Here is a 21,980-nt window from a genome sequence, read left to right as displayed (position 1 = left end):
CCGTGGCCCGCTCGGGGACACCGAGGATCAGCCTCCCCCGTACCGCCGCTCCGGGCGCGCAGTGCCTCATGGCCTCCCGGCCTCCCGGCCTCCCGGCCTCCCGGCATCATGCCTCGGCCCGTTGGGTGATGGCTGCCTCGGTGCGGTCTCCCAGGAATTCGTACCACCGGCGTTCCAGGCAGACGTAGCGCACGTCCGCCTCGACGAGGCTGAGGAAACCCGACACGGTCTCTGTGAGGCGTTGCTGCAGCCCCGGGTCGGCCAGCGTTCCGTCCTCGGTGAATGCCTCGTAACTGTTGGCCACGCTGAACATGTCCGGGTAGACACGGGTGCCCAGGTGCTCCAGGGGAATCCTCAGGGCCCACAGCCCGCGGTTGCCGCCGACCAGGGACGGCGACGCGGAGACGAGCATCGCGTGCTTGGTCTTGAACGGCTGCGGCCGGACACGGGAGACCCAGTCGATCGCGTTCTTCAGTACTCCCGGCACGGAGGCGTTGTACTCGGGCGAGGAGATGACGAAGGCGTCGCTCTGCTCGAGTCGGTCACGCAGGGCGAGGGCACCGTGCGGCAGCCCTTCGGTCGCCTCGGTGTCACCGTCGTACAAGGGCATGTCGAAGTCGCGCATTGCGGCGAGGTCGACAGCGGCACCGGTGTCGGAGATGAGCCGGGCCACGAGGGAGGCGAGGCGGGCGTTGGCCGAATCGGACCGCAGTGCCGCCCCGAAGACCAGGAATCGGAGCGGGCCGGGATGCGTGTCCGTGGGCATGGGTCCGTCCTTCCGTCGTGGGCACGCTCCTCCAGCGGCAGCCTCACTGACCAGTGTGGTTCCGCGAGGGACAACACGCGACCGACAGCCCGGAGCCGGCCGGGCCGACGGCGGCCACGACGTTCAGGGAGCTTCGGTCGGGCGTGAGGGAACGTCCCCGGACCTCACGCGTACAGCACGCCCCCCGCCTGGTCGTCGAAGGCCTCCGGCCAGTAGCGGTGGCCGTCGTCGCCGGGCAGGGTCGGGGTCGGGTCGCAGGCGACGGGGTCGACCGTGGCGAGGGTCTGGGACATCGTGGCGGCGAGCTGCTCGTAGGCGTCGCTGAGGTCGTGGGCCGCGTCGAGGGCCTTCTCCCGGTGCAGCAGCCAGAGCGTGAAGGCGAGGGTGGAGATGTCGGCGTTGAGCGGGCGGAGGGTGAGGTCCGGCTCGCTCCAGGCGAGGACCGCGCCCGTGCCGCCGTCCACCACGAGGCTGATGTCCTCCACCAGGTGGCCGAGGCGTATCAGCCGGTCGGCGCCGGCGGGGAGTTCGTCGGCGGAGAACTCGCCGGGGCGCTCGTCCGCGTAGTACTCGGTGAGGGCCGGCAGCGGCACCTCCGTGTCGAGCTGGAAGAGGAAGCCGTCCTCGGGCAGCCCGGTCTCGCGAAGGAAGCGGCGGGTCGGCTCGTGGGTGAGCGCGGACGGGAAGTCGACGTCCTCGAACCGCATGATCCCGCCCGCGCCGAACTCCTCGTCCAGCAGCCGCTTCGGCAGGTCGAGGACGAGTCCGTCGCCGGGGCCCGCGATCCGGGTGAGCGGGCGGATCAGCGCGGCCATCCGCCAGAACGGCGGCACCCGGTCCCCCGCGGCCTCGGCGAAGACGGCGCTGAGCCGCTCCGAGGCCTCCGTGACCGCCTTGGGGCCGAACCGGCCGCGGGACGAAGCGAGTTCGGTCGCGGCTGTTCCGAAGTCGAACTGGCCACGAGGAGAGGAGAGTTCAGTCGCCACCGCCTCGGATCCGCCGTCCTGCGGCACGAGGTCGGTCGCGGTGGTTCTCTTGCCGAACCGCCCGCGGGACGGAACAGGGGCCGCCGGGCTCGTCTCCAGGGCGAAGGCGGTACTGGGCCCGAACCGGCCGCGGGGCGCGGACAGTTCCTCCGTGACCGCGGCGAAGCGCAGCAGGGCCTCCAGGGAGGGGGCCAGCGGGGTCAGGTCCATGAGGGCGGGGTGGCCGCCGATGTACGTCGTGGAGATCTCCCCGGTCGTGCCGTCGAGCACGATGGACTCCAGGTCCCGGTCCAGACTGCGCAGGGCTCCCACGACGACCTGGTCCCGGAGCTCCCCGGCGAGTCTGTCGGCGTCGCCCGCCAGGTCCGCGAGCCGCCGCAGGCCGTGCTCGCGTAGTGCGCCGAACGCCAGCAGCGCGCCGTCGTGGGGCAGTCCGGGGCCGGTCAGCAGGTGCCGCGTCCCCGTGTGCGTGACGTACGGGTCCAGCTCGTCGTCCGTCAGTGTGATCGCACCGCCGACGCCGGTGTCAGTCGTGCTCATGGCTCCCCCGCGCATGTGAACGCATCGTGCTTCCCCCTGTGGGGAAACAGCTCCGCGTCCCGCGGCGGTTCCCCATGTCCGAGAACCATACGCCGCGGCACTGACAACGCCTCAAACTCCCAGGAACGAGCCGCCCACGGCACAAAGCGACGGTCCGTCGCTCAGCCGAAGTACACGCCGCCCGCGACGACGACCACGGCGGCCAGGACGAACAGCAGCACCCAGAGCGCCAGTTTCCCGACGCCGGGCGCGGGTTCGTAGCGCGGCTCCTCGTTCCCGGGGGCCTGCGCGGGGTCGCCCGCCGTCGGCCCGGGCGCGCTCACGCGCCCGTCACCACGGCCGCCTGCGGGCGGATCGGCAGGCGGTTGACGGGACGGCCCGTCGCCGCCCGTACGGCGGAGGCGACCGCCGCCGGGGACGTCACGACCGGTACCGCGCTGACCGCCTTGGCGCCGAAGGGGGCGACGACGTCGCGCTCCTCGACGAGCTTGACGATGTGGATGTCGGGGGCGTCCAGGGCGGTGGGAAGGGCGTAGCCGGTCAGGTCGGGATGGCGGACGAGGCCACGCGCCGTGCGCAGGTTCTCCGTCAGCGCGGCGCCGACGCCCTGGGTGACGCCCGCCTCGATGCGGGCGGCGAGCTGCGCCGGGTTGAGCACCCGGCCGACGTCCTGGGCGAGCGCCAGTTCCACGACCCGTACGGAGCCGAGCTCGATGTCGACGTCCACGACCGCGCGGATCGCGCAGAAGGCCAGGCCCACGAAGGCGTCGCCCTGGCCGGCCTCGTCGAGCGGCTCGGTGGGGTGCGGGCGACACTGCGCGGTCGCCCACAGCTCCTTGCCGTCCATCGCCTCGGTGACGGTGGTGGACAGCACCCCGTCGTACGAGGTGATCTTGCCGTCGGTGATCTGGAGCAGTTCGGTCGACATCCCGAACTTGTGCGCCAGGGGCTGGAGCAGCTGGGTGCGGACCATCTTGGCCGCGCGCTCCACCGCTCCGCCGGACACCCAGGTGTGGCGGCCCCGGCAGCTCGCGCCGGCCGGGGGCTGGTCGGTGTCGACGGGTGCGACGTGCACCTCGTCGATGCCGAGCGTCTCCTGGACGATCTGCCGGGCCAGCGTGGTGAAGCCCTGGCCGGTCTCCACGGCAGCGCACAGCACCGTGGCGACGCCGTCGTGGACCTTCACGGTGGCCGTCGAGACTTCATCGGCGCCCTCGGCGCCGAGCATGTGGACCATGCCGAGGCCGTAGCCGACGCCGCGGCGCACGGCGCCGGGCTCGCCCGCGCCCTCGGGCCCGCCGGGCAGCAGCCACTCGTCCTCGGGCGTGTCCTTGGGGAGCGCGGGAAGCGGATGGTCCCGTACGGCCTGGAGCAGTTCGGCGACCGGGGCCGGGCACGTCACCGTCTGTCCGGTCGGGAGCACGTCGCCCGTGGCCATGGCGTTGCGCAGGCGCAGTTCGGCCGGGTCGACGCCGAGCTTCTTGGCCAGCTTGTCCATCTGCGCCTCGTAGGCGGCGCACACCTGCATGGCGCCCTCGCCGCGCACGTGGCCGGAGGGCGGGTTGTTGGTGCGTACGGCCCAGCCCTCGATGAAGGCGTTCGGGACGACGTAGGGGCCGCAGGCGAAGGCGACGGCGGCGGCCAGCGACTCGGCGGAGGTGTCGGAGTAGGCGCCGGCGTCGAGCAGGATCTGCGCCTCGACCTTCACCAGCTTGCCCTCGGCGTCGGCGTGGTGCCGGTAGCGCAGCAGCGTGGGGTGCCGGTGGGCGTGGCCGAGGAAGGACTCCTCGCGCGTGGCGGTGAGTTTGACCGGGCAGCCGGTCTTCAGCGCGAGCAGGCCGAGGGGCAGCTGGAAGCCCTGGTCCTCGCGGTCGGCGGTGGCGCCGGGGACGCCGGTGACGACGACCTTCACGCGTTCGGGTTCCAGGCCGTAGCAGGCGGCGGCGGTGTCGCGGTCGGTGTGCGGGTCGGTGGAGGCGAGGTAGAGCTCGACGCCGCCGTCGGGGCGGGGCACGGCGAGGCCGGCTTCCGCGCCGATGGGTGCCGGGTCCTGGCGGCCGATGCGGTACTGGCCCTCGACGACGATCTCGCCGACCGCGTCCGGGTCGCCGTGGCGCAGCGGGATGTGGCGGATCAGGTTGCCGTCGGGGTGCAGGGGTTCGGCCTCGAAGGCGAGCTCCGGGTCGGTGACCGCGTCGAGCACCTCGTACTCGACGATGACGGCGGCGGCGGCCATGCGGGCGGTGTCGGGGTGGTCGGCGGCGACGGCCGCGATGGGCTCGCCGTGGTGGCGGACGACCTCGGAGGCGAACACCGGGCGGTCGGCTCTGCCGCGGCCGTGCAGCGGGTTGCCGGGCACGTCCTCGTGGGTGACGACCGCGCGTACGCCGGGCATCTCGCGCGCGTGGCTGGTGTCGATGGACACGATGCGCGCGTGGGGGTGCGGCGACCTGAGCACGGCGGCCCACAGCAGGCCCTCGGCCCACAGGTCGGCGGCGTACGGGAAGGTGCCTTCGGTCTTGGCGCGGGCGTCCGCGGCGGGCAGCGAGACGCCGATCCCGTGCGGCAGGGGCTCGGGGCCCGTCTGGGGCACCGCCGGTGTCGCGGTGACGGTCTCGTTGCTCACGCCTGGCCTCCGTCCTGGCCGTACGGCTGCTCATGCGGCGCCTGGGGGTCGTACGGAGAAGTGTCCTCGAAGGAGCCCGCTTCGTAGGCCGCCGGGTTGACGCCGCCCGCTCCGGGGCCCGCCTGGTGCGGGATGCGTGCCTCGTCGACGTCCGGTGCGGCATCGGTGGCGGAGTGCGCCTCGCGTTCGGCGACGACCTCGCGGACGGCGTCCAGGACGCCCCGGTAGCCGGAGCAGCGGCAGAGGTTGCCGCACAGTGCCTGACGGGTCTCGAGTTCGGTCGGCGCCGGGTTGCCCTCCAGCAGGTCGTGCAGGGTCATCGCCATGCCCGGCACGCAGAAGCCGCACTGCACGGCGCCGCACCTGGCCAGCGCGCGCTGCACGTCGGAGGGCTGTCCGTCGGCGGCCAGGCCCTCGACGGTGCGCACCTCGCTGCTCGCCGCGGTGACGGCGGGCACCAGGCAGGAGGCGACGAGCCGGCCGTCGACCTGGACGTTGCAGGCGCCGCACTCGCCCTGCGAGCAGCCGTCCTTGGCGCCGGCGAGGCCGAGGCGTTCGCGCAGGACGTAGAGCAGCGACTCGCCGATCCAGGCGTCGGTGACGGGGCGGTCCGCGCCGTTGACGCTCAGGACGTACGAGGCGAGGGGGTGTTCGTCGTTCGAGGGTGCGGCGGGCTTTGCGTCGTGGGCCGGACCGGTCTCGGTGTCCGCCTCGGGGGCGGGCGTAGCGGTCCGGTCGTCGTCGGGTGCCGCGGCGGCCTCGTGCGCCCGGTCCTGCGCGTGCTCCGCCGGCCCGGCGGGGTCGGCCGTGCCGGTCTCCTCAGGGGCCTCGTGCGCGGGCCCGGCGGGCTCCTGGGCGTCCTGGGCGGGCCCGTGCGGGTGCGGGTGCGTCGAGGTGCTCCCGGAGCCCCCAGCGGGCCCCTGCGGCGGCTCGGCGGTCCACGCCTGGCCGATGACTTCGGACGCCCAGGGCGCGGCGGCACCGCCGGGGAGGGTGGCGGGCGGGTTCCCGCCCCACTGCTCGACGAGCGCCGACGTGGTGAACTCGCCCGATTCGTCCGGGAGGTCGCCTCCGGCGACGGGGATGGACCACTGCCCGGTCACGTCGTGGCCGGGGGCGGTGCCCTCCTGGGCGGCCTCGCTGAAGTCCCACTGTCCGGTGGCGGGCGGCTGGTACGAGAACCGGTCGTCCGGAGCCTCCTGGGCCCCGGTGCCCGGCTCCGGCCAGTCCGCGTTCCCGGCCGGCACGTTCCAGGTCCCGGTGGCGGCCGGGTCGGTGGCGCCCGGGGTCGCCGGCTGCACGCTGATCTGCGGGGGCACGTAGCCGTGGCCGGGGGCCGCGAGCGGGCTCTCCCGTTCGGCGAGGAGGGCTTCGATGCCCCCCTCGGGGAGCTTGACGAAGGCGGTGGCCCCGTCGTCGTAGTCGCCCTGGGGCAGCGGGTCCCAGCGGCCCCCGCTCTGCGGGGTGCCCTCTCCGTGCTGGTCGTCGGTCACGACAGCGCCCTCCCCAGTGCTCGTCGGGCCAGCGCGGCGACGGTGCGCCGCAGGTGCAGTACGGCGGGCGGAAGCTGCCCCGGGGAGCCGTCCTCGGCGGGCCCCGGATCCGGGATGCAGGCCGCGGCGACGTACTCGCCGAACGCGTGGAGCGCCTCGGGCACGATCGAGCGGCTGTTGTCCCAGTCGATCAGCTGGGCGACCCACGCCTCGGCGTCCAGGGGGCGCAGCGGCATCGGCGCTATGGCCCCGACCGCGCACCGCACGCCGCGTCGCGCCGGGTCGAGGACGAGTGCCACCGAGGCGACGGCGCGGCCGGGCCCGGTGCGTCCGGTCGCCTTGAGGAAGACCTGGGGGGCGTGCAGCAGCGGCACGCGCACGTAGCCGATGAGCTCGCCGCCGCGGAGCATCTCCATGCCGGCCAGCAGGTGCGAGACGGGGACCTCGCGGCGGGCTCCGCCCGGGCCCGCGACGATCAGCGTGGCCTCCAGGGCGGCCAGCACGGGCAGCGCGTCGCCGGTCGGCGCGGCGCTCGCGATGTTGCCGCCGAGGGTGCCGGCGTTGCGGATCTGCGGCGGTCCGGCCGCGCGCGCGGCGGCCGCCAGCGCCGGGATGAGCGCCGCGAAGTCGGGGCGCCCCATGCGGGCGTGGGTGAGGCCGGCGCCGAGCAGCGCGTGGCCGTCCTGGTACTGCCAGCCGCGGATCTCGCTGATCCGGCCGAGGCCGACGAGGGCGGCGGGCCGCAGCTGTCCGGAGTTGACGGCGGCCATGAGGTCGGTGCCGCCGGCGACGGGGACGGCGGCGGGCATGGCGGCCAGAGCCGCGACCGCCTCGTCCAGCGAGGCGGGCAGCGTCACGGCCTGCGCCGCCTGCGGTGCGTGCGTGGTCAAACCGGCTGCCCCTTCCCGCTGCCCCACCTGGTCCCACCTGTGCTGCCGTACGGTACGTGCTGACAGGGCGGACGTGGCAACTCTGGCACATCTTCCCCGGACCTCGACGCGGGGGTCCGCTAGGAGGCATTCGCCCCCCTCACCAGCGAGATGGTCCGTTTTCGTACGGCATCGCCAATGAGAGCGAATTGCCACTCTTCGGTGATCCTTGGGGGCCTTTTTCCTCGTGAGGCCGCGGTGCCGGGGTGAACGTCGTGTGACACACCGGTGGGGAGTCACCTCACACGTTTGGGGGCGCCCCCTCGATCGGACGTCCGAGCACACCCGGTCGCTTCTGCCACGGCAGCGGTCCGGTGGGCGGGCGGTAGGCAACTCCCAGGGCGTCGAGCCGCCCGTAGTGGGCGGCCATCCGCCGCTCGAAGGCGGCGAAGTCCCGTGCGGCGGGGGCGGGCAGGGCGCTCCAGGCGACCTCGGCGAAGGCCGCGAGCCGCGGGAACGCCTGGTAGTCGACGCGTGCCCGGTCCTCCATCACCTCGGTCCACACGTTCGCCTGAGTGCCCAGCACATGGCGTTCCTGCTCGGGCGTGAGACCCGCCGGCACCGGTTCGAAGCGGTAGACGTCCTCCAGGGTGCGGACGTACGCGATGGGCACCGGCTCGTCCTCGCCGCCGTCCTGACGGTAGTCCAGGTACACGTGCTGCTCGGGGCACATGACGACGTCGTGGCCGGCACGGGCGGCCGTGACGCCGCCCTCGTAGCCGCGCCACGAGGACACGGCCGCGCCCTCGGCGAGCCCGCCCTGAAGGATCTCGTCCCAGCCGATGAGCCGACGCCCGCGCGCGGAGAGCCACTTGTCGAAGTGCCGGACGAACCAGGACTGCAACGCGTCCTCGTCCGCGAGGCCGAGTTCCTCGATGCGGGCCTGGACCGCCGGGGACTGCCGCCACTGGTCCTTGGGGCACTCGTCCCCGCCGATGTGGAAGAACTCCGAGAACCGCGGGAAGCACGCGGGGTCCGCCGGGAACAGGTCGAGGAGTTCCTCGAACACCCCCTCGTAGAACCGCAGTGTGTTGTCGGTGGGGGCGAGTACGTTTTCGGAGACACCCCAGTTGTCCCAGACGCTCAGGGAGGCCGTGTCGACGACGTCGGTGTTGCCGAGTTCCGGATAGGCGGCGATGGCCGCCTGCGAGTGGCCCGGCACGTCGATTTCGGGGACGACGGCGATATGCCGCTCGGCCGCGTACGCCACGATCTCCCGGATGTCGTCCTGCGTGTAGAAGCCTCCGTGCGGCTTCTCGTCCCACAGCGGTGAGGCGCGGTGACCGAATTTCGTGCGCGCCCGCCAGGATCCGACCTCGGTCAGCCTCGGGTACTTCTTGATCTGGACACGCCACCCCTGATCGTCGGTGAGGTGGAAGTGGAAGACGTTGAGTTTGTGGGCGGCCATCAGATCGAGATGGCGCAGCACCGCGTCCTTGGGCAGGAAGTGGCGTGAGACGTCGAGCATGACGCCGCGCCAGGGGAATCGGGGCGCGTCCTCGATCACCTGCTGGGCGAGGGCGTAGGTGGTGCCGGGCCGGACGGGGGCGCGGCGGAAGGCGTCGGGACCGAGGAGCTGACGCAGCGTCTGCGCCCCCCAGAAGACGCCGGCCGCGTCGCCGCCACGGATCTCCACGCCCTCCCCGGCGACGGCGCGGAGCCGGTGGGCCTCCGGCTCCAGGGTGTCGTCGAGGACCAGCCGTACGGCGTTGCGGGCGTCCTGCGGCCCTGGTGGCAGGCCCAGACCGAGCGCCGCGCCGAGGGTGGAACGCAGCCAGCGTTCGGTGGTGCCCGTGCCGGGCGCGGCCCACAGCGTGGTGTCTGCGTCGAGGCGGACCTCGCCGGGCACGGATTCGTCGACGGCGCGGGGCGCCGGGATCACATCGCTCACGTCAGTCAGTCCTTCACCGCTCCGCCGAGTCCGGAGACGAGTCGTCGTTGTACGAGTACGAAGAAGATCAGTACCGGAATCGTCATCACCGTGGAGGCGGCCATGACGCCGCCCCAGTCCGGCTCGTCCGGCTTGTAGAACACGAGAAGCGCCATCGGCAGAGTCGACTGCGAGGTGTCGCTGATGATGAAGGACTTGGCGAACAGGAAGTCGTTCCAGGCCGAGATGAAGGAAAAGACGCTCGTGGCCACCAGGCCCGGGAAGACGAGGGGGAACAGAATCCGCCAGAGGAATCGCGCGCGGCTCGCCCCGTCGATGTAGGCGGCCTCCTCCAGCGCCTCGGGCACGGCCTTTACGAAACCGCGCAGCATCCAGATGGCGAAGGGCAGCGAGAAGGCGATGTGCGGCAGGATCAGCGAGCCCAGGGTGTTCAGCTGGCCGAGGTCCCGCATGAGGAAGAAGAGGGGGATCGTCAGGGCTTCGACGGGCACCATCTGCGCGACCAGGAACATGATCAGCAGGGTGGTCCGGAACCGGAAGCGGAATCGCGTCACGGCCGTCGCCGCGAGAAACGCCACGAGCGCCGAGACGATGACGACGGTTCCCGCCACGGCAAGGCTGTTGAGGAAGTAGCGGCCGAATTCCTGCTGCCCGAAGACGCGTCGGAAGGAATCCAGCGAAGGCGAGAGCGTCCAGGGCCGCGGCTCGGTGGACTCGATCTCCCCGGCCGGTTTGAAGGCGCTGAGCACCATCCAGTAGAGGGGGAAGGCGACCACGACGGCGATCAGCAGTGCGGACGCCTCGGCGGCGAGCCTCCACGGTCGGCGGGGACGCCGGACGACTCCGCGCAGAATGCTCACAGTTCCTCCCCCTGCCTGCGCAGCAGCCGCAGGTACACCAGCGTGACCGCCAGCAGCAGCACCAGCATGACCACGCCGATCGCGGAGCCGAGGCTGTACTGCGAGGCGGCGAACGCCTTCTGGTAGGCGTACACGTTCAGGACCAGGTTCTGGCCCGCGATGCCGCCGCCGTTGGTCATCACGTAGATCTGTGTGAAGACCTTGAAGTCCCAGATGACCGACTGGATGGTGACGACGACGAGGATCGGCCGGAGCATCGGCGCCAGCACCGAGCGCCAGATCCGCCACTGCGAGGCGCCGTCCAGGGCGGCGGCCTCCAGCACCTCGCCCGGCACCGCGCGGATGCCCGCGTACACGGTCACCATCACGAACGGGAAGGAGCACCAGACCACTTCGAGCAGTACGAGCGCGAAGGCGCTGAGCCGTCCGTACGTCCACGAGTGGTCGCCGAGCCCGAGGACACGGTTGACGGGGCCGAAGTCGGGGTCGAAGAGGAACAGCCAGACCGTGGAGCCCGTGACGGCCGGTGTCGCCCAGGCACCGAGCGCGGCCAGCATCAGCGCCAGCCGCGGCACCGCCCGCACCCGGGTCAGCAGCACCGCGAGCGCGCAGCCGGCGGCCAGCGTCGCCAGCACGCAGGCCGCCGCGAACAGCACGGTCGCGAGGAGTACCTGCCAGAACTGGTCGTCGGCGAAGAGCGTCGCGTAGTTGTCGAACCCCTGGAACGTGGTCGGCTCACCGCCGCTGACCTGCGCCTGGGTGTACTCCAGGAACGAGATCAGGCCGAGCTGGTAGATCGGGTAGACGAGCAGGCCGCCGAGGACGGCGAGGGCGGGGGCGAGGTAGAGCCAGGGAGTCCAGCGGCTGCCCGTGCGCCGGGACCGGGCGGGCGGGCCGCCCCGGCGCCCGGGACGGCGTGGGGCCGCCTCGGTGACCGGGGCGCGCGCGGCCCGCTCGGCGAGTGCGTCGTGCGTCATCGGATCAGCCCACGGAGCTGAAGGCGTCGTTCATCTTCTCGGCCGCGTCCTTCGAGGCGGCGGCCACGTCCTTCTTGCCGCTGATGACCTCCTGGAACATCGTCGGCAGGACGAGCGAGGCGTCGATCTGCGCCCAGGCGGGCGAGGCCGGTACGAACTTGGCACCCGAGGCGAGTGTCTTGACGAAGGGCTCGACGAAGGGCTCCTCGGCCGCGACCTGCTGCCTCACGTCGGTGTAGGTCGGCAGGAAGCCCATCGCGTCGAAGAGCGCGCCCTGGGTCTTCTTGGACGCCAACTGCTTCATCAGGTCCACCGCCAGCGTGCGGTGCGAGGTGCTCTTCAGTACGCCGATGTTGTTGCCGCCGGCGAAGGCGGGCGCCACCGAGCCGGGCTTCACTCCGGGCAGCGGCACGACCTCGTACTTGCCCTTGACCTTCCCGGCCTCGATCGCCGCATGGCTGAAGTCGCCGCCGATGGCCATGCCGGCCTTGCCCGAGGCGAAGGCGGTCACCGTGTCGTTGCCGCCCATGCCCGCGCACTTGGCGGCGGGACAGTTCGCGGAGCCGAACAGCGAGGTGTAGGCCTTGATGCCCTTCTGTGCCTGTGCGCTGTCGATGGTGGAGGAGTACGAGCCGCCCTTGCCCTCGGCGAGTTCACCGCCGCGGGACCAGATGAACGGCATGGCGCCGTAGGTGTAGGCGCCGCCGACCGCGAGACCGTACAGGTCGGGCCTGGCCGCGTGGATCTTCCGGGCGGTCTCGGCCAACTCGTCCTGCGTCTTCGGGACTTCGAGGCCGAGGTCCTTGAGGACGTCGGTGCGGTAGTAGAGGGCGCGGACGCCGACGAAGTACGGGGCGCCGTAGATCTTCCCGTCGACCGTCACGGACTGCCGGGCGGTCGGGTCGGTGTCCTTGGCCTCGCTCCAGCCGTTGAACTCCTTCGTGATGTCGGCGAGTCCGCCGTCCTTCACATAGCCGGCCGTGTCCGTGTTGCCGTACTCGATGACGTCGGGGGCGCTCTTCGGGTCGTTGAAGGCGGCCTTGACGCGCTGGGCGCGGGTCTCCACGGGGATGTACTCGACATTGACCTTGACGCCCTCGTGCGTCTTCTTGAAGGCGGCGACGGCCGCGTCGACGACCTTCTGCTTCGGCGCGTTGTCGACCTCCTGGAAGAGCCAGACGCGCAGGGTGCCCGTCTTCTCGTCCTTGCCGGAGGAGGAGCCGCCCGAGGTCTGGGGGGCGCAGGCGGTGGCGACGGCAAGGGCCGCGACAGCGGCGGCCGTTCGGACAGAGAGCTTCACGAGCATCCTCCGATGGGGGGCGCGTTGCAACATGCGCAATGGCGGTTTCGCTCTGTACAACACACGGAGGCTATGGAGTACATGAACATGCCCACAAGAGGTCTCAACCACTCTGTGACCACGGGACGCACTCCGTGCAACGCCGGACCGCGATGCCCCCCGGCCGGCCCCGGGCGGGGGCGCCGGTCCCCGGCGCCCCGATCCCCGGACCGGCGCCCGGCGCGACGGCACGCCCGATCCCGGGCACGACAAAGCCGCGGCACCCCGTCTCGGGGTGCCGCGGCCTTGCTCAGCGCGCGACCTGCCGCGCCCGGGGCGCGGCGGTGCTACTTCTTGTCGCCGTCCTTGCCCTTGTCGCCACCGGCGCCCATGGACTCGTAGATCTCCTTGCACATGGGGCACACGGGGTACTTCTTCGGGTCACGGCCCGGGACCCACACCTTGCCGCAGAGGGCCACGACGGGCGTGCCGTCGAGGGCGCTCGCCATGATCTTGTCCTTCTGGACGTAGTGGGCGAAGCGCTCGTGGTCCCCGTCGCCGTGCGACACCTGCGGCGTCGGCTCCACGAGGGTCCCCGTCCCCGTGCCTCGCTGGGGCTGGGTCTCAGGCTCAAGAGTGCTCATGAGTGCAAGGGTACTGAAGCGCACGGGCATCAGTTGAGCGAAGGGTCGTCCGGGTACGTCGCGACCATCGCGAGCTCGTTGCGCTGGCGCCGCAGGACCTCGCGCCACAGGCGTTCCGGCGACGGGGAGGAGACGTCGCCCGGCTCCGACTCGACCACGTACCAGGCGCCCTCGACGAGTTCGTCCTCCAGCTGGCCGGGACCCCAGCCCGCGTATCCCGCGAAGATGCGCAGCGAGCCGAGGGCCGAGGCGAGCAGCTCGGGCGGGGCCTCCAGGTCCACCAGACCGATCGCGCCGTGCACGCGCCGCCAGCCCAGGGGCGCGCGCTCGCCGGCCCCGCCGCCCGGGATCACCGCCACGCCGAGGGCCGAGTCCAGCGACACCGGTCCGCCCTGGAAGACGACACCGGGCTCGCCGGCCAGGTCGGCCCACGCCTCCAGGATGTCGCCGACGTCCACAGGAGTGGGCCGGTTGAGGACGACACCGAGCGAGCCCTCCTCGTCGTGGTCGAGGAGCAGCACCACCGCGCGGTCGAAGTTCGGGTCCGCCAGGGCGGGCGTGGCCACGAGCAGCCGCCCTGTGAGCGAGGACACCTCGGTCATGCCAGACATGATCCCGCATCTTCCCTCCACATGGGGAGCCAATGCCCGTAAGGGAGTGAATGCAGCTCAGGGCGCAGAGGAGCGCCCCCCGCGCACGCCGGTTCCGGTGACCCCGTGTGCCCGATTCGGAACGGTTCGTGTTGTGGCAAAGCTATGACGGACCTGAGTGGTCCTTGGGCTTTCTGAGGGGGGGTGGGCGGCGATTACCCTAGCCTCTCGGCTCCTGCACGACGGGCCTGCCGACCGCTCACACCTGCCCAACTCATCGGAACGCGAGATACATGACCGTCAATGACGATGTCCTGCTTGTCCACGGCGGAACCCCGCTCGAGGGCGAGATCCGTGTCCGCGGTGCGAAGAACCTCGTACCCAAGGCCATGGTCGCCGCCCTCCTGGGCAGCGCGCCGAGCCGGCTGCGCAATGTTCCCGACATCCGCGACGTGCGAGTCGTACGCGGGCTGCTCCAGCTGCACGGTGTGACGGTCCGTCCGGGAGAGGAGCCGGGCGAGCTGGTGCTCGACCCGTCTCACGTCGAGAGCGCCAACGTCGCCGACATCGATGCCCACGCCGGTTCCTCGCGCATCCCGATCCTGTTCTGCGGCCCGCTGCTGCACCGGCTGGGCCACGCCTTCATCCCGGGCCTCGGCGGCTGCGACATCGGCGGCCGTCCGATCGACTTCCACTTCGAGGTGCTGCGGCAGTTCGGCGCGCGGATCGAGAAGCGCGCGGACGGCCAGTACCTGGAGGCTCCGCAGCGACTGCGCGGCACCAAGATCAAGCTGCCGTACCCGTCCGTCGGCGCGACCGAGCAGGTGCTGCTGACCGCGGTGCTCGCGGAGGGCGTCACCGAGCTGTCCAACGCGGCCGTGGAGCCGGAGATCGAGGACCTCATCTGCGTACTGCAGAAGATGGGCGCGATCATCGCGATGGACACCGACCGGACCATCCGCATCACCGGTGTCGACAGCCTCGGCGGCTACACCCACGCGGCCCTCCCGGACCGCCTGGAGGCCGCCTCGTGGGCCTCCGCGGCGCTGGCGACCGAGGGCAACATCTACGTCCGCGGCGCCCAGCAGCGCTCGATGATGACCTTCCTGAACACCTACCGCAAGGTGGGTGGCGCGTTCGAGATCGACGACGAGGGCATCCGCTTCTGGCACCCGGGCAGCCAGCTCAAGTCGATCGCGCTGGAGACGGACGTCCACCCGGGCTTCCAGACCGACTGGCAGCAGCCGCTGGTCGTCGCCCTGACGCAGGCGACCGGCCTGTCCATCATCCACGAGACGGTCTACGAGTCCCGTCTCGGATTCACGTCCGCGCTCAACCAGATGGGCGCGCACATCCAGCTCTACCGCGAGTGCCTCGGCGGCTCGGACTGCCGCTTCGGCCAGCGCAACTTCCTGCACTCGGCCGTCGTTTCGGGCCCGACCCGGCTCCAGGGCGCCGACCTGGTCATCCCCGACCTGCGCGGCGGCTTCTCGTACCTCATCGCGGCGCTGGCGGCGCAGGGCACCTCCCGGGTGCACGGCATCGACCTGATCAACCGCGGCTACGAGAACTTCATGGAGAAGCTCGTCGAGCTCGGCGCGAAGGTGGAGCTGCCGGGCAAGGCGCTCGGCTAGTCACCGTCGTACGTACGCCAATGGGGCGGCCCCCGGTGAAAGGGGGGCCGCCCCATTGGCGTTGCTGCGCCTCGTACGCGTCCCGTGGCGTACAGGACGTACAAGCGGGCTTACTTGCCCTTGGCGGCTTCCTTGAGCTTGCTGCCCGCGGAGACCTTCACGCTGTAGCCGGCCGGGATCTGGATCGGGTCGCCGGTCTGCGGGTTGCGCGCGGTGCGAGCGGCACGGTGGGTGCGCTCGAAGGTCAGGAAGCCGGGGATGGTGACCTTCTCGTCGCCCTTGGCGACGATCTCGCCGACGGTCTCGGCGAACGCGGCCAGAACGGCGTCGGCGTCCTTGCGAGTCACCTCGGCGCGGTCGGCCAGGGCGGCCACCAGCTCACTGCGGTTCATGTTCTTACTCCCGTGTTCTTCTTGCCATTGAGGCGTGCCACGCGGCGGAGCCGCATGTCGGGCACGTCTAAGCCGATGCTGCCAGGGTCCTCGTTCGGTCCCCGCACCCGGGTCCGTGGCCAGACCCTCGCGCCCGAAGACGCATCCTGCCCCCACCTGCGGCGGGAAAGCCAATCCGGCACCCCTGGGAGTCACACGAACACCCTTGGGAGTCACACGAAAAGGCCTGCGAGGCCTGAACCTGGCCGCCACCTTAGGGGGCGCCCACAAGCCCGGCGTCCCGCGACGCGCCGGTGCGAGGGGGGCCGTGGCTATCGTCACAGCCCCCGGAACACCGGGCGTGGACCCGGTAGCGGGGTGCCGGGCGCCTACTCGGCGGCGGGCGCCGTGCCCGCCGCCTTCGCGGCGTTGCGCACCGCTCCGGCGACCGCTCCCGCGACCTTGTCGTTGAAGACGCTGGGGATGATGTAGTTCGGGTTGAGCTCGTCCTCGGTCACCACGTCCGCCAGGGCGGTCGCGGCGGCCAGCATCATCTCCGTGTTGACGGTACGCGACTGGGCGTCGAGGAGTCCGCGGAAGACGCCCGGGAACACCAGGACGTTGTTGATCTGGTTGGGGAAGTCGGAGCGTCCCGTGGCGACAACTGCCGCCGTCTGGCGGGCGATTGCCGGGTCGACCTCGGGGTCGGGGTTCGCGAGCGCGAACACGATGGCGTTGTCGGCCATGGCGGCCACGTCGTCGCCGTCGAGCACGTTCGGGGCGGAGACGCCGATGAAGACGTCGGCGCCGCGGACGGCTTCCTTCAACGTGCCGGTGAGGCCTTCGGGGTTGGTGTTGTCGGCGATCCAGCGCAGCGGCGAGTCCGTGGCGGCGTCCACCAGGTCGGCGCGGTCCGCGTGCACGACGCCGTGGATGTCGGCGACGACGGCGTTCTTCACACCGGCGGCGAGCAGCAGTTTGAGGATGGCCGTACCGGCCGCACCGGCGCCGGACATCACGACGCGGATGTCGCCGATCGCCTTGCCCGCCACGCGAAGTGCGTTGGTCAGGGCGGCGAGGACGACGATGGCGGTGCCGTGCTGGTCGTCGTGGAAGACGGGGATGTCGAGGGCCTCGCGCAGCCGGGCCTCGATCTCGAAGCAGCGCGGCGCGGAGATGTCCTCCAGGTTGATGCCCGCGAAGCCGGGGGCGATCGCCTTCACGATCTCGACGATCGCGTCGGTGTCCTGGGTGTCGAGGCACAGCGGCCAGGCGTCGATGCCGGCGAACCGCTTGAAGAGGGCCGCCTTGCCCTCCATGACGGGCAGCGCGGCCTTGGGGCCGATGTTGCCGAGACCGAGCACGGCGGAACCGTCCGTCACGACCGCAACGGAATTGCGCTTGATGGTGAGGCGGCGGGCGTCCTCGGGGTTCTCGGCGATCGCCATGCAGACGCGGGCCACACCGGGCGTGTAGACCATGGAGAGGTCGTCACGGTTGCGAATGGGGTGCTTGGACTGCATCTCGATCTTGCCGCCGAGGTGCATGAGGAACGTACGGTCGGAGACCTTGCCGAGGGTGACGCCCTCGATGCCGCGGAGCTTCTCGACGATCTCGTCGGCGTGACCGGTGGACGTCGCCGCGATGGTGACGTCGATGCGGAGCTTCTCGTGCCCCGAGGCGGTGACGTCGAGGCCGGTCACCGAGCCTCCGGAGGACTCCACGGCCGTGGTGAGCTGGGAGACCGCGGTTCCGCTCGCGGGCACCTCCAGCCGGACCGTCATCGAGTAGGAGACGCTGGGCGCCGTTGCCATGGCCGACTTCCTCTGCTTTCACCGTGTACTGCGTGTACTGCGCGGCCTTGCCGGGTCGCGTCATGCCGTCCGATCGTCGCACCTACCGCCGAGTACGCGGTAGCCGCCCCGGATTGCGAACGTTTTGTTCGCGACCTGCCGCACGCTTTCGGAAACTTGTTTCCACCATACGAGAAGTTGCGGGCGCAGCAAAGAGACCCACGTCACTGGATGACGTGGGCCTCTTCGGTGGTGCTCCGTTCAGTGACACCGACCCGCCATGCTCGCCTCGCGGCAAGTGGTCGCTCGTAGCGACGAAGGTTGGGCCCGGGGGCTTGGATCGGGCCGGTGCCACACCAAGGCTAACAAACAGATCCCGTAAGGCCATTCCCGCGCCGGAAGTTCATACGGGGTCCCGTGGGCTCAGTCACGCAGCAGGTCCGGCACCCCGTCCGCGTCCGGCTCGTCCCGCTCGCCCGACACGAGCGTGAGCTGCTGGGTCGCACGGGTCAGCGCGACATACAGCACACGCAGGCCGGCCGGCGACTCGTCGGCGATCTCCGCGGGCGAGACGACGACCGTCGCGTCGTACTCCAGTCCCTTCGCCTCCAGGCTGCCGAGAGCCACCACGCGGTCGCCGAGACCGGCGAGCCAGCGGGCCGCCTCCTCACGCCGGTTCATCGCGACGACCACGCCCACGGTGCCGTCGACGCGGTCGAGGAGCCGTGCGGCCTCGGCACGCACCGTCCGGGCGAGCGATTCCTCCACGACCGCGAAGCGCGGCTCCACACCGGTGGAGCGGACCGCCGACGGGGACTGCGAGCCGGGCATGGCCAGGGCGAGGACCTTGGCCGCGAGCTCGGCGATCTCGGCCGGGTTGCGATAGTTCACGGTGAGGGTGAAACGGCGCCTCGGGCGGGTTCCGAGGGCCTCGTCGCGCGCCTCGGCGGCCTCGTCGGGGTCGGACCAGGAGGACTGGGCCGGGTCGCCGACCACGGTCCAGGTGGCGTGCCGGCCCCGCCTGCCCACCATCCGCCACTGCATCGGCGTGAGGTCCTGCGCCTCGTCGACGATGACGTGCGCGTACTCGGTCCGCTCCTGGGCGAGCCGCTCGGCGCGCTCGCGCTGCGACTCCTCGCGCACCGGCATCAGCTCCTCCAGACCGGTGAGCTGGTCCAGCGGATCGAGCTCGCGCCGCTTCCTGGGCCGGGCCGGGGTGCCGAGGATCGCGTTCAGTTCGTCCAGCATCGCCACGTCGTGCACGGACAGCCCGTCCCGCTTCAGCGAGCGGGCCACCCGGCGCACCTCGCCGGGGTTCAGGATGCGCCGCGCCCAGCGCCCGAGCCGCCGCTCGTCGGCCATGGCGGCCAGCACGCCCCGCGGCGTCAGCTCCGGCCACCAGGCGTCCAGGAACGAGACGAAGGAGTCCTCGGACATGATGTCCTCGTCGAACGACGACCTCAGCTCGGCGGCCAGCTCCGGGTCCGTGTGCCGGGCCCCGGCCCCCGACTGCGCCCACAGCGCGTCGAGCAGCAGCTTGCGGGCGCGCGGGCGCAGCAGGTTGACGGGCGCGGTCCCGCCCAGCGCGTTGCGCCGGATGCGGTCCAGTTCCGCCGTCTCCAGCTCCAGCCGGCGGCCGAAGGCGACGACCCGCAGACGGGTGGGTGCCGTCGCCGCGTCGTCCCGCGTCCCGGGCTCCTCGCCGAAGGCGAGCTGCCCGGTGCCGCCCGCGCCCTCGGCGCCGCCCCGCGCGAAACGGCCGGCCGGGCCGGACCGCCCGCCCTGGGCGGGCGCCGGCTCCAGCGCGCCCCGCGCCGCCTTCCGCAGCACCTTCAGCATCCGGTACGAGCCCTTGGCCCGGGCCACCGCCGGGGAGTCGTACAGGGTCGCCTCGACGCCGTCGACCAGCGAGCCGATGGCGCGGATGGCGACCTGGCCCTCCTCGCCGAGGGAGGGCAGGACGCCCTCGGTGTAGGCGACCAGCAAGGGGGTCGGGGAGACGATCAGAATGCCGCCCGCGTAGCGGCGGCGGTCCTGGTAGAGCAGGTACGCGGCCCGGTGCAGGGCCACCGCCGTCTTGCCGGTGCCCGGACCGCCCTCGACGTACGTCACCGAGGCGGCGGGCGCCCTGATCACCAGGTCCTGCTCGGCCTGGATCGACGCCACGATGTCCCGCATGGTGTGGCTGCGGGCCTGGCCGAGCGCGGCCATCAGCGCGCCGTCGCCGATCACCGGGAGTTCCCGGCCGTCGAGAGAGGCCTTCAGCTCCGGGCGCATCAGGTCGTCCTCGACACCGAGCACCTTGCGGCCCTTGGAGCGGATGACCCGGCGGCGCACGACACGGCCCGGGTCGACCGGGGTGGAGCGGTAGAAGGGGGCCGCGGCGGGCGCCCGCCAGTCGATGACCAGCGGCGCGTACTCCGCGTCGAGGACACCGATCCGGCCGATGTGCAGCGTCTCCGCGATGTCGGCGTACTGCCCGGTCGCGTCCTCACGGACCGCGCCCTCGGCGGGCTCGACCGCCGTGTACGCGCCGTCCGGGCCCTTCTTGCCGTCCTTGCCGAGCAGCAGATCGATCCGGCCGAAGAGGAAGTCCTCGAACTCGTTGTTCAGGCGGTTGAGGTGGACACCCGCCCGGAACACCTGGGCGTCCCGCTCGGCGAGCGCGCCCGGCGTACCGACCTGCCCGCGCTGGGCGGCGTCGTTCATCAGGAACTCCGCCTCGTCGATCTTCTCCTCGAGGCGCCGGTACACCCGGTCCAGATGTTCCTGTTCGACGCTGATCTCCCGGTCCCGTACGGAGTCGTCCCGTAGGGAGTCCTCCTGCGCGGAGTCCCCTACGGGTTCGTGGACCGAGCCGAGCGCGGTTTCCTGCTGAGCCTGAGCGGCCACCGGGCCCCCTTCTGACGTGCTGGGCAGCCGTCAACCGTACGCGAAGGGGACCCCGGCAGGCTACGTGCGCGCCCGGGGTTCGCTCAGGCGGCCACCTCCACGAGGCGCTTCCCGTCGAACGTCATGACCTCGAAGTGATCGATCTGGTTGGGCGAGAAGGCCGCCCCGCCGTGCACGTAGAGCGGGTTCTTCGCCTCTTCGGTCTTCGCGTTCGTGATGCCGTAGCCCCATTTCGGGACCGCCCAGGAGGTGACCGTCTCGCGCTCGCCGTTCTTGCCGACGGCGATCAGGGAGCACTTGAGCGGGCCCGTGACGTTCTTGAGCTGGAGGACGGCGTGGGTGCCCCAGTCCTTCTTCTCGACGGCGACGACGGCGTTGACCTGGGTCTTCGGGTCCGTCGCCTCCTTCTTGTCGGTCATGACCTCGAAGGCCGCCTTGGCGGGGCTGGTGGCGTGCGCCTGCGGCATGTTCGTCCCGGTGTCGCTGCCGCCGTTGACCGCCATCACGGTCAGCGGGCCGCCGATGATCAGCGCCGCGGCCGCCGCCACCAGGTACATACCGCGCCGGCGCTTCTTGGCGCGCCGCTCGGACACCTCGTCGACCAGCCGCTCCGCGAGCCGTGGGCTCGGGCGCGCGGACAGGGACTCGGCGATGGCCGGGCTGCCCTGGGAGGCGGGCAGGTCCGCGAGCGCGGCGAGCATCGGCTCCATCCCGGCCAGCTCGTCGAGCTGCTGGGCGCACCACTCGCAAGTGGCGAGGTGTGCCTCGAAGGCGGTCGCCTCGGCGTCGTCGAGGATGCCGAGGGCGTAGGCGCCGACGGTCTCGTGAATGTCGCCGGGGCCTTGCTGTCCCCGTGGACCCTGCATGGCTCCTGGACCACCCGTTCCGTATCCCCCGTATGTGTTCATGCCGTCACCCCCCGCTCCTCCAGAGCCAGCTTCATCGAGCGCAGGGCGTAGAACACCCGTGAGCGCACGGTGCCGCTGGGGATGCCGAGGGTTTCGGCCGCCTCATTGACCGTACGCCCTTTGAAGTAAGTTTCGACCAGAACTTCCCTGTGAGCAGGGGTCAGGTCGTCCAACGCGTCCGACAGTGTCATCAGCCACAACGCCTTGTCGATCTCGTCCTCCGCGGGGATGACCTCCAGCGGCGACGGGTCGACCTCCTGAGGCCGGGCCTGCCGGCTCCGGTGGCCGTCGATGACGATGCGCCGGGCGACCGTCACCAGCCAGGGGCGTACCGAACCGGTTGCTCGATTGAGCTGACCGGCGTTCTTCCAGGCACGGATGAGCGTTTCCTGCACGACGTCCTCGGCGCGCTGGCGGTCTCCGGCGACCAGTCGCAGGACATACGCCAGCAGGGGCCCCGCGTGTTCCCGGTACAGCGCACGCATCAGCTCCTCGTCGGGTTCGGTCGACGAGGACTGGGACATGCGATGTCGGGCCCTTGGCCTTCGTTCATCAGCCACGGCGGAATCCTTGCGCACGCCTACCTCCGGTGTCCGGGGGTTCCCCCAGTCGGTCGCTCATCCCCGGGTACGTGCACTGGCGTGCGTGTGTTCAAAGTGACCGCACATATTTCTTGATCGGGGTTTGAAAGGGGAGTTGAAGGGCTTTCTGAAAACTGGTTGCGGTCGGGGGGTCACGTACGGGTCATCTGCCGGCCGCACTCCGGTCCGCGGCCGGAAGGGCAGCCCGGCGCCGGAGTGG

Annotated in this window: 18 protein-coding genes; 1 reads left to right on the top strand and 17 read right to left on the bottom strand. The window is 71.5% G+C overall.

Annotated elements, in window-relative coordinates; translation table 11 throughout:
* Window positions 1-106 precede the first annotated feature (106 nt).
* From ABEB03_RS03225 to ABEB03_RS03170, 12 genes are all read right to left on the bottom strand, one after another.
* Window positions 107-766 carry an NADPH-dependent FMN reductase gene (locus ABEB03_RS03225; protein WP_345640862.1) on the bottom strand — a complete coding sequence of 220 codons (660 nt, stop codon included), beginning with the start codon at window positions 764-766 and terminating at the stop codon, window positions 107-109.
* A gap of 164 nt (window positions 767-930) precedes the next feature.
* Window positions 931-2,292 (bottom strand): SUKH-4 family immunity protein, encoded by a 1,362-nt coding sequence (locus ABEB03_RS03220; RefSeq protein ID WP_345640859.1) that lies wholly within the window; start codon window positions 2,290-2,292, stop codon window positions 931-933.
* A 161-nt stretch (window positions 2,293-2,453) separates the two neighbouring features.
* Window positions 2,454-2,615, bottom strand: coding sequence for a hypothetical protein (locus tag ABEB03_RS03215; RefSeq protein WP_345640856.1), 162 nt, complete (start codon window positions 2,613-2,615; stop codon window positions 2,454-2,456).
* A complete protein-coding gene (locus ABEB03_RS03210; RefSeq protein ID WP_345640854.1) occupies window positions 2,612-4,918 on the bottom strand; it encodes a xanthine dehydrogenase family protein molybdopterin-binding subunit in 2,307 nt (768 codons plus the stop codon). Before ABEB03_RS03210 ends, ABEB03_RS03215 begins: the two co-directional genes overlap by 4 nt.
* Window positions 4,915-6,411: a 2Fe-2S iron-sulfur cluster-binding protein gene (locus ABEB03_RS03205; protein WP_345640852.1), complete on the bottom strand. Its 1,497-nt coding sequence runs from the start codon at window positions 6,409-6,411 to the stop codon at window positions 4,915-4,917. The genes ABEB03_RS03210 and ABEB03_RS03205 overlap by 4 nt, the downstream gene beginning before the upstream one ends.
* Window positions 6,408-7,301 carry an FAD binding domain-containing protein gene (locus ABEB03_RS03200; RefSeq protein ID WP_345640850.1) on the bottom strand — a complete coding sequence of 298 codons (894 nt, stop codon included), beginning with the start codon at window positions 7,299-7,301 and terminating at the stop codon, window positions 6,408-6,410. The genes ABEB03_RS03205 and ABEB03_RS03200 overlap by 4 nt, the downstream gene beginning before the upstream one ends.
* Before the next feature lie 280 nt (window positions 7,302-7,581).
* Window positions 7,582-9,231: a beta-N-acetylhexosaminidase gene (locus ABEB03_RS03195; protein ID WP_425589170.1), complete on the bottom strand. Its 1,650-nt coding sequence runs from the start codon at window positions 9,229-9,231 to the stop codon at window positions 7,582-7,584.
* Window positions 9,232-9,236: 5 nt separating this feature from the next.
* Window positions 9,237-10,091 carry a carbohydrate ABC transporter permease gene (locus ABEB03_RS03190; RefSeq protein WP_345640847.1) on the bottom strand — a complete coding sequence of 285 codons (855 nt, stop codon included), beginning with the start codon at window positions 10,089-10,091 and terminating at the stop codon, window positions 9,237-9,239.
* On the bottom strand, window positions 10,088-11,068 hold the full coding sequence (locus ABEB03_RS03185) for a carbohydrate ABC transporter permease (RefSeq protein ID WP_345640844.1): 981 nt from the start codon (window positions 11,066-11,068) through the stop codon (window positions 10,088-10,090). The genes ABEB03_RS03190 and ABEB03_RS03185 overlap by 4 nt, the downstream gene beginning before the upstream one ends.
* A gap of 4 nt (window positions 11,069-11,072) precedes the next feature.
* Window positions 11,073-12,374 (bottom strand): extracellular solute-binding protein, encoded by a 1,302-nt coding sequence (locus tag ABEB03_RS03180; protein ID WP_425589169.1) that lies wholly within the window; start codon window positions 12,372-12,374, stop codon window positions 11,073-11,075.
* A 320-nt stretch (window positions 12,375-12,694) separates the two neighbouring features.
* Window positions 12,695-12,991 (bottom strand): DUF3039 domain-containing protein, encoded by a 297-nt coding sequence (locus ABEB03_RS03175; RefSeq protein ID WP_028804715.1) that lies wholly within the window; start codon window positions 12,989-12,991, stop codon window positions 12,695-12,697.
* A gap of 29 nt (window positions 12,992-13,020) precedes the next feature.
* Window positions 13,021-13,593: a YqgE/AlgH family protein gene (locus tag ABEB03_RS03170; RefSeq protein WP_028804714.1), complete on the bottom strand. Its 573-nt coding sequence runs from the start codon at window positions 13,591-13,593 to the stop codon at window positions 13,021-13,023.
* A gap of 281 nt (window positions 13,594-13,874) precedes the next feature.
* Between ABEB03_RS03170 and murA the strand changes: the two genes are divergently transcribed.
* Window positions 13,875-15,215, top strand: coding sequence for a UDP-N-acetylglucosamine 1-carboxyvinyltransferase (gene murA / locus ABEB03_RS03165; protein ID WP_345640836.1), 1,341 nt, complete (start codon window positions 13,875-13,877; stop codon window positions 15,213-15,215).
* 110 nt (window positions 15,216-15,325) lie between these two features.
* Here murA and ABEB03_RS03160 read toward each other — a convergent pair whose 3' ends face one another.
* The 5 genes from ABEB03_RS03160 to ABEB03_RS03140 form a co-directional block, all read right to left on the bottom strand.
* The gene (locus ABEB03_RS03160; protein WP_007382399.1) at window positions 15,326-15,607 is read right to left on the bottom strand and encodes an HU family DNA-binding protein; all 282 of its coding nucleotides are present in this window, start codon (window positions 15,605-15,607) and stop codon (window positions 15,326-15,328) included.
* Window positions 15,608-15,975: 368 nt separating this feature from the next.
* A complete protein-coding gene (locus ABEB03_RS03155) occupies window positions 15,976-17,400 on the bottom strand; it encodes an NAD-dependent malic enzyme (RefSeq protein ID WP_345640833.1) in 1,425 nt (474 codons plus the stop codon).
* A gap of 402 nt (window positions 17,401-17,802) precedes the next feature.
* Entirely contained in the window at window positions 17,803-20,271 is a 2,469-nt protein-coding gene (locus ABEB03_RS03150; RefSeq protein ID WP_345640830.1) for a HelD family protein, read from the bottom strand.
* Window positions 20,272-20,354: 83 nt separating this feature from the next.
* The gene (locus ABEB03_RS03145) at window positions 20,355-21,137 is read right to left on the bottom strand and encodes an anti-sigma factor family protein (RefSeq protein WP_028804710.1); all 783 of its coding nucleotides are present in this window, start codon (window positions 21,135-21,137) and stop codon (window positions 20,355-20,357) included.
* Window positions 21,138-21,175: 38 nt separating this feature from the next.
* The gene (locus ABEB03_RS03140) at window positions 21,176-21,703 is read right to left on the bottom strand and encodes a sigma-70 family RNA polymerase sigma factor (RefSeq protein WP_037766446.1); all 528 of its coding nucleotides are present in this window, start codon (window positions 21,701-21,703) and stop codon (window positions 21,176-21,178) included.
* Window positions 21,704-21,980: the final 277 nt, after the last annotated feature.

Origin of the sequence: Streptomyces siamensis (assembly GCF_039543605.1) — a bacterium.
In the GTDB taxonomy this organism is placed as follows: domain Bacteria; phylum Actinomycetota; class Actinomycetes; order Streptomycetales; family Streptomycetaceae; genus Streptomyces; species Streptomyces siamensis.
Note: the sequence above shows the minus strand (reverse complement) of the source record. Positions and strands in the feature narration are given on the sequence as shown.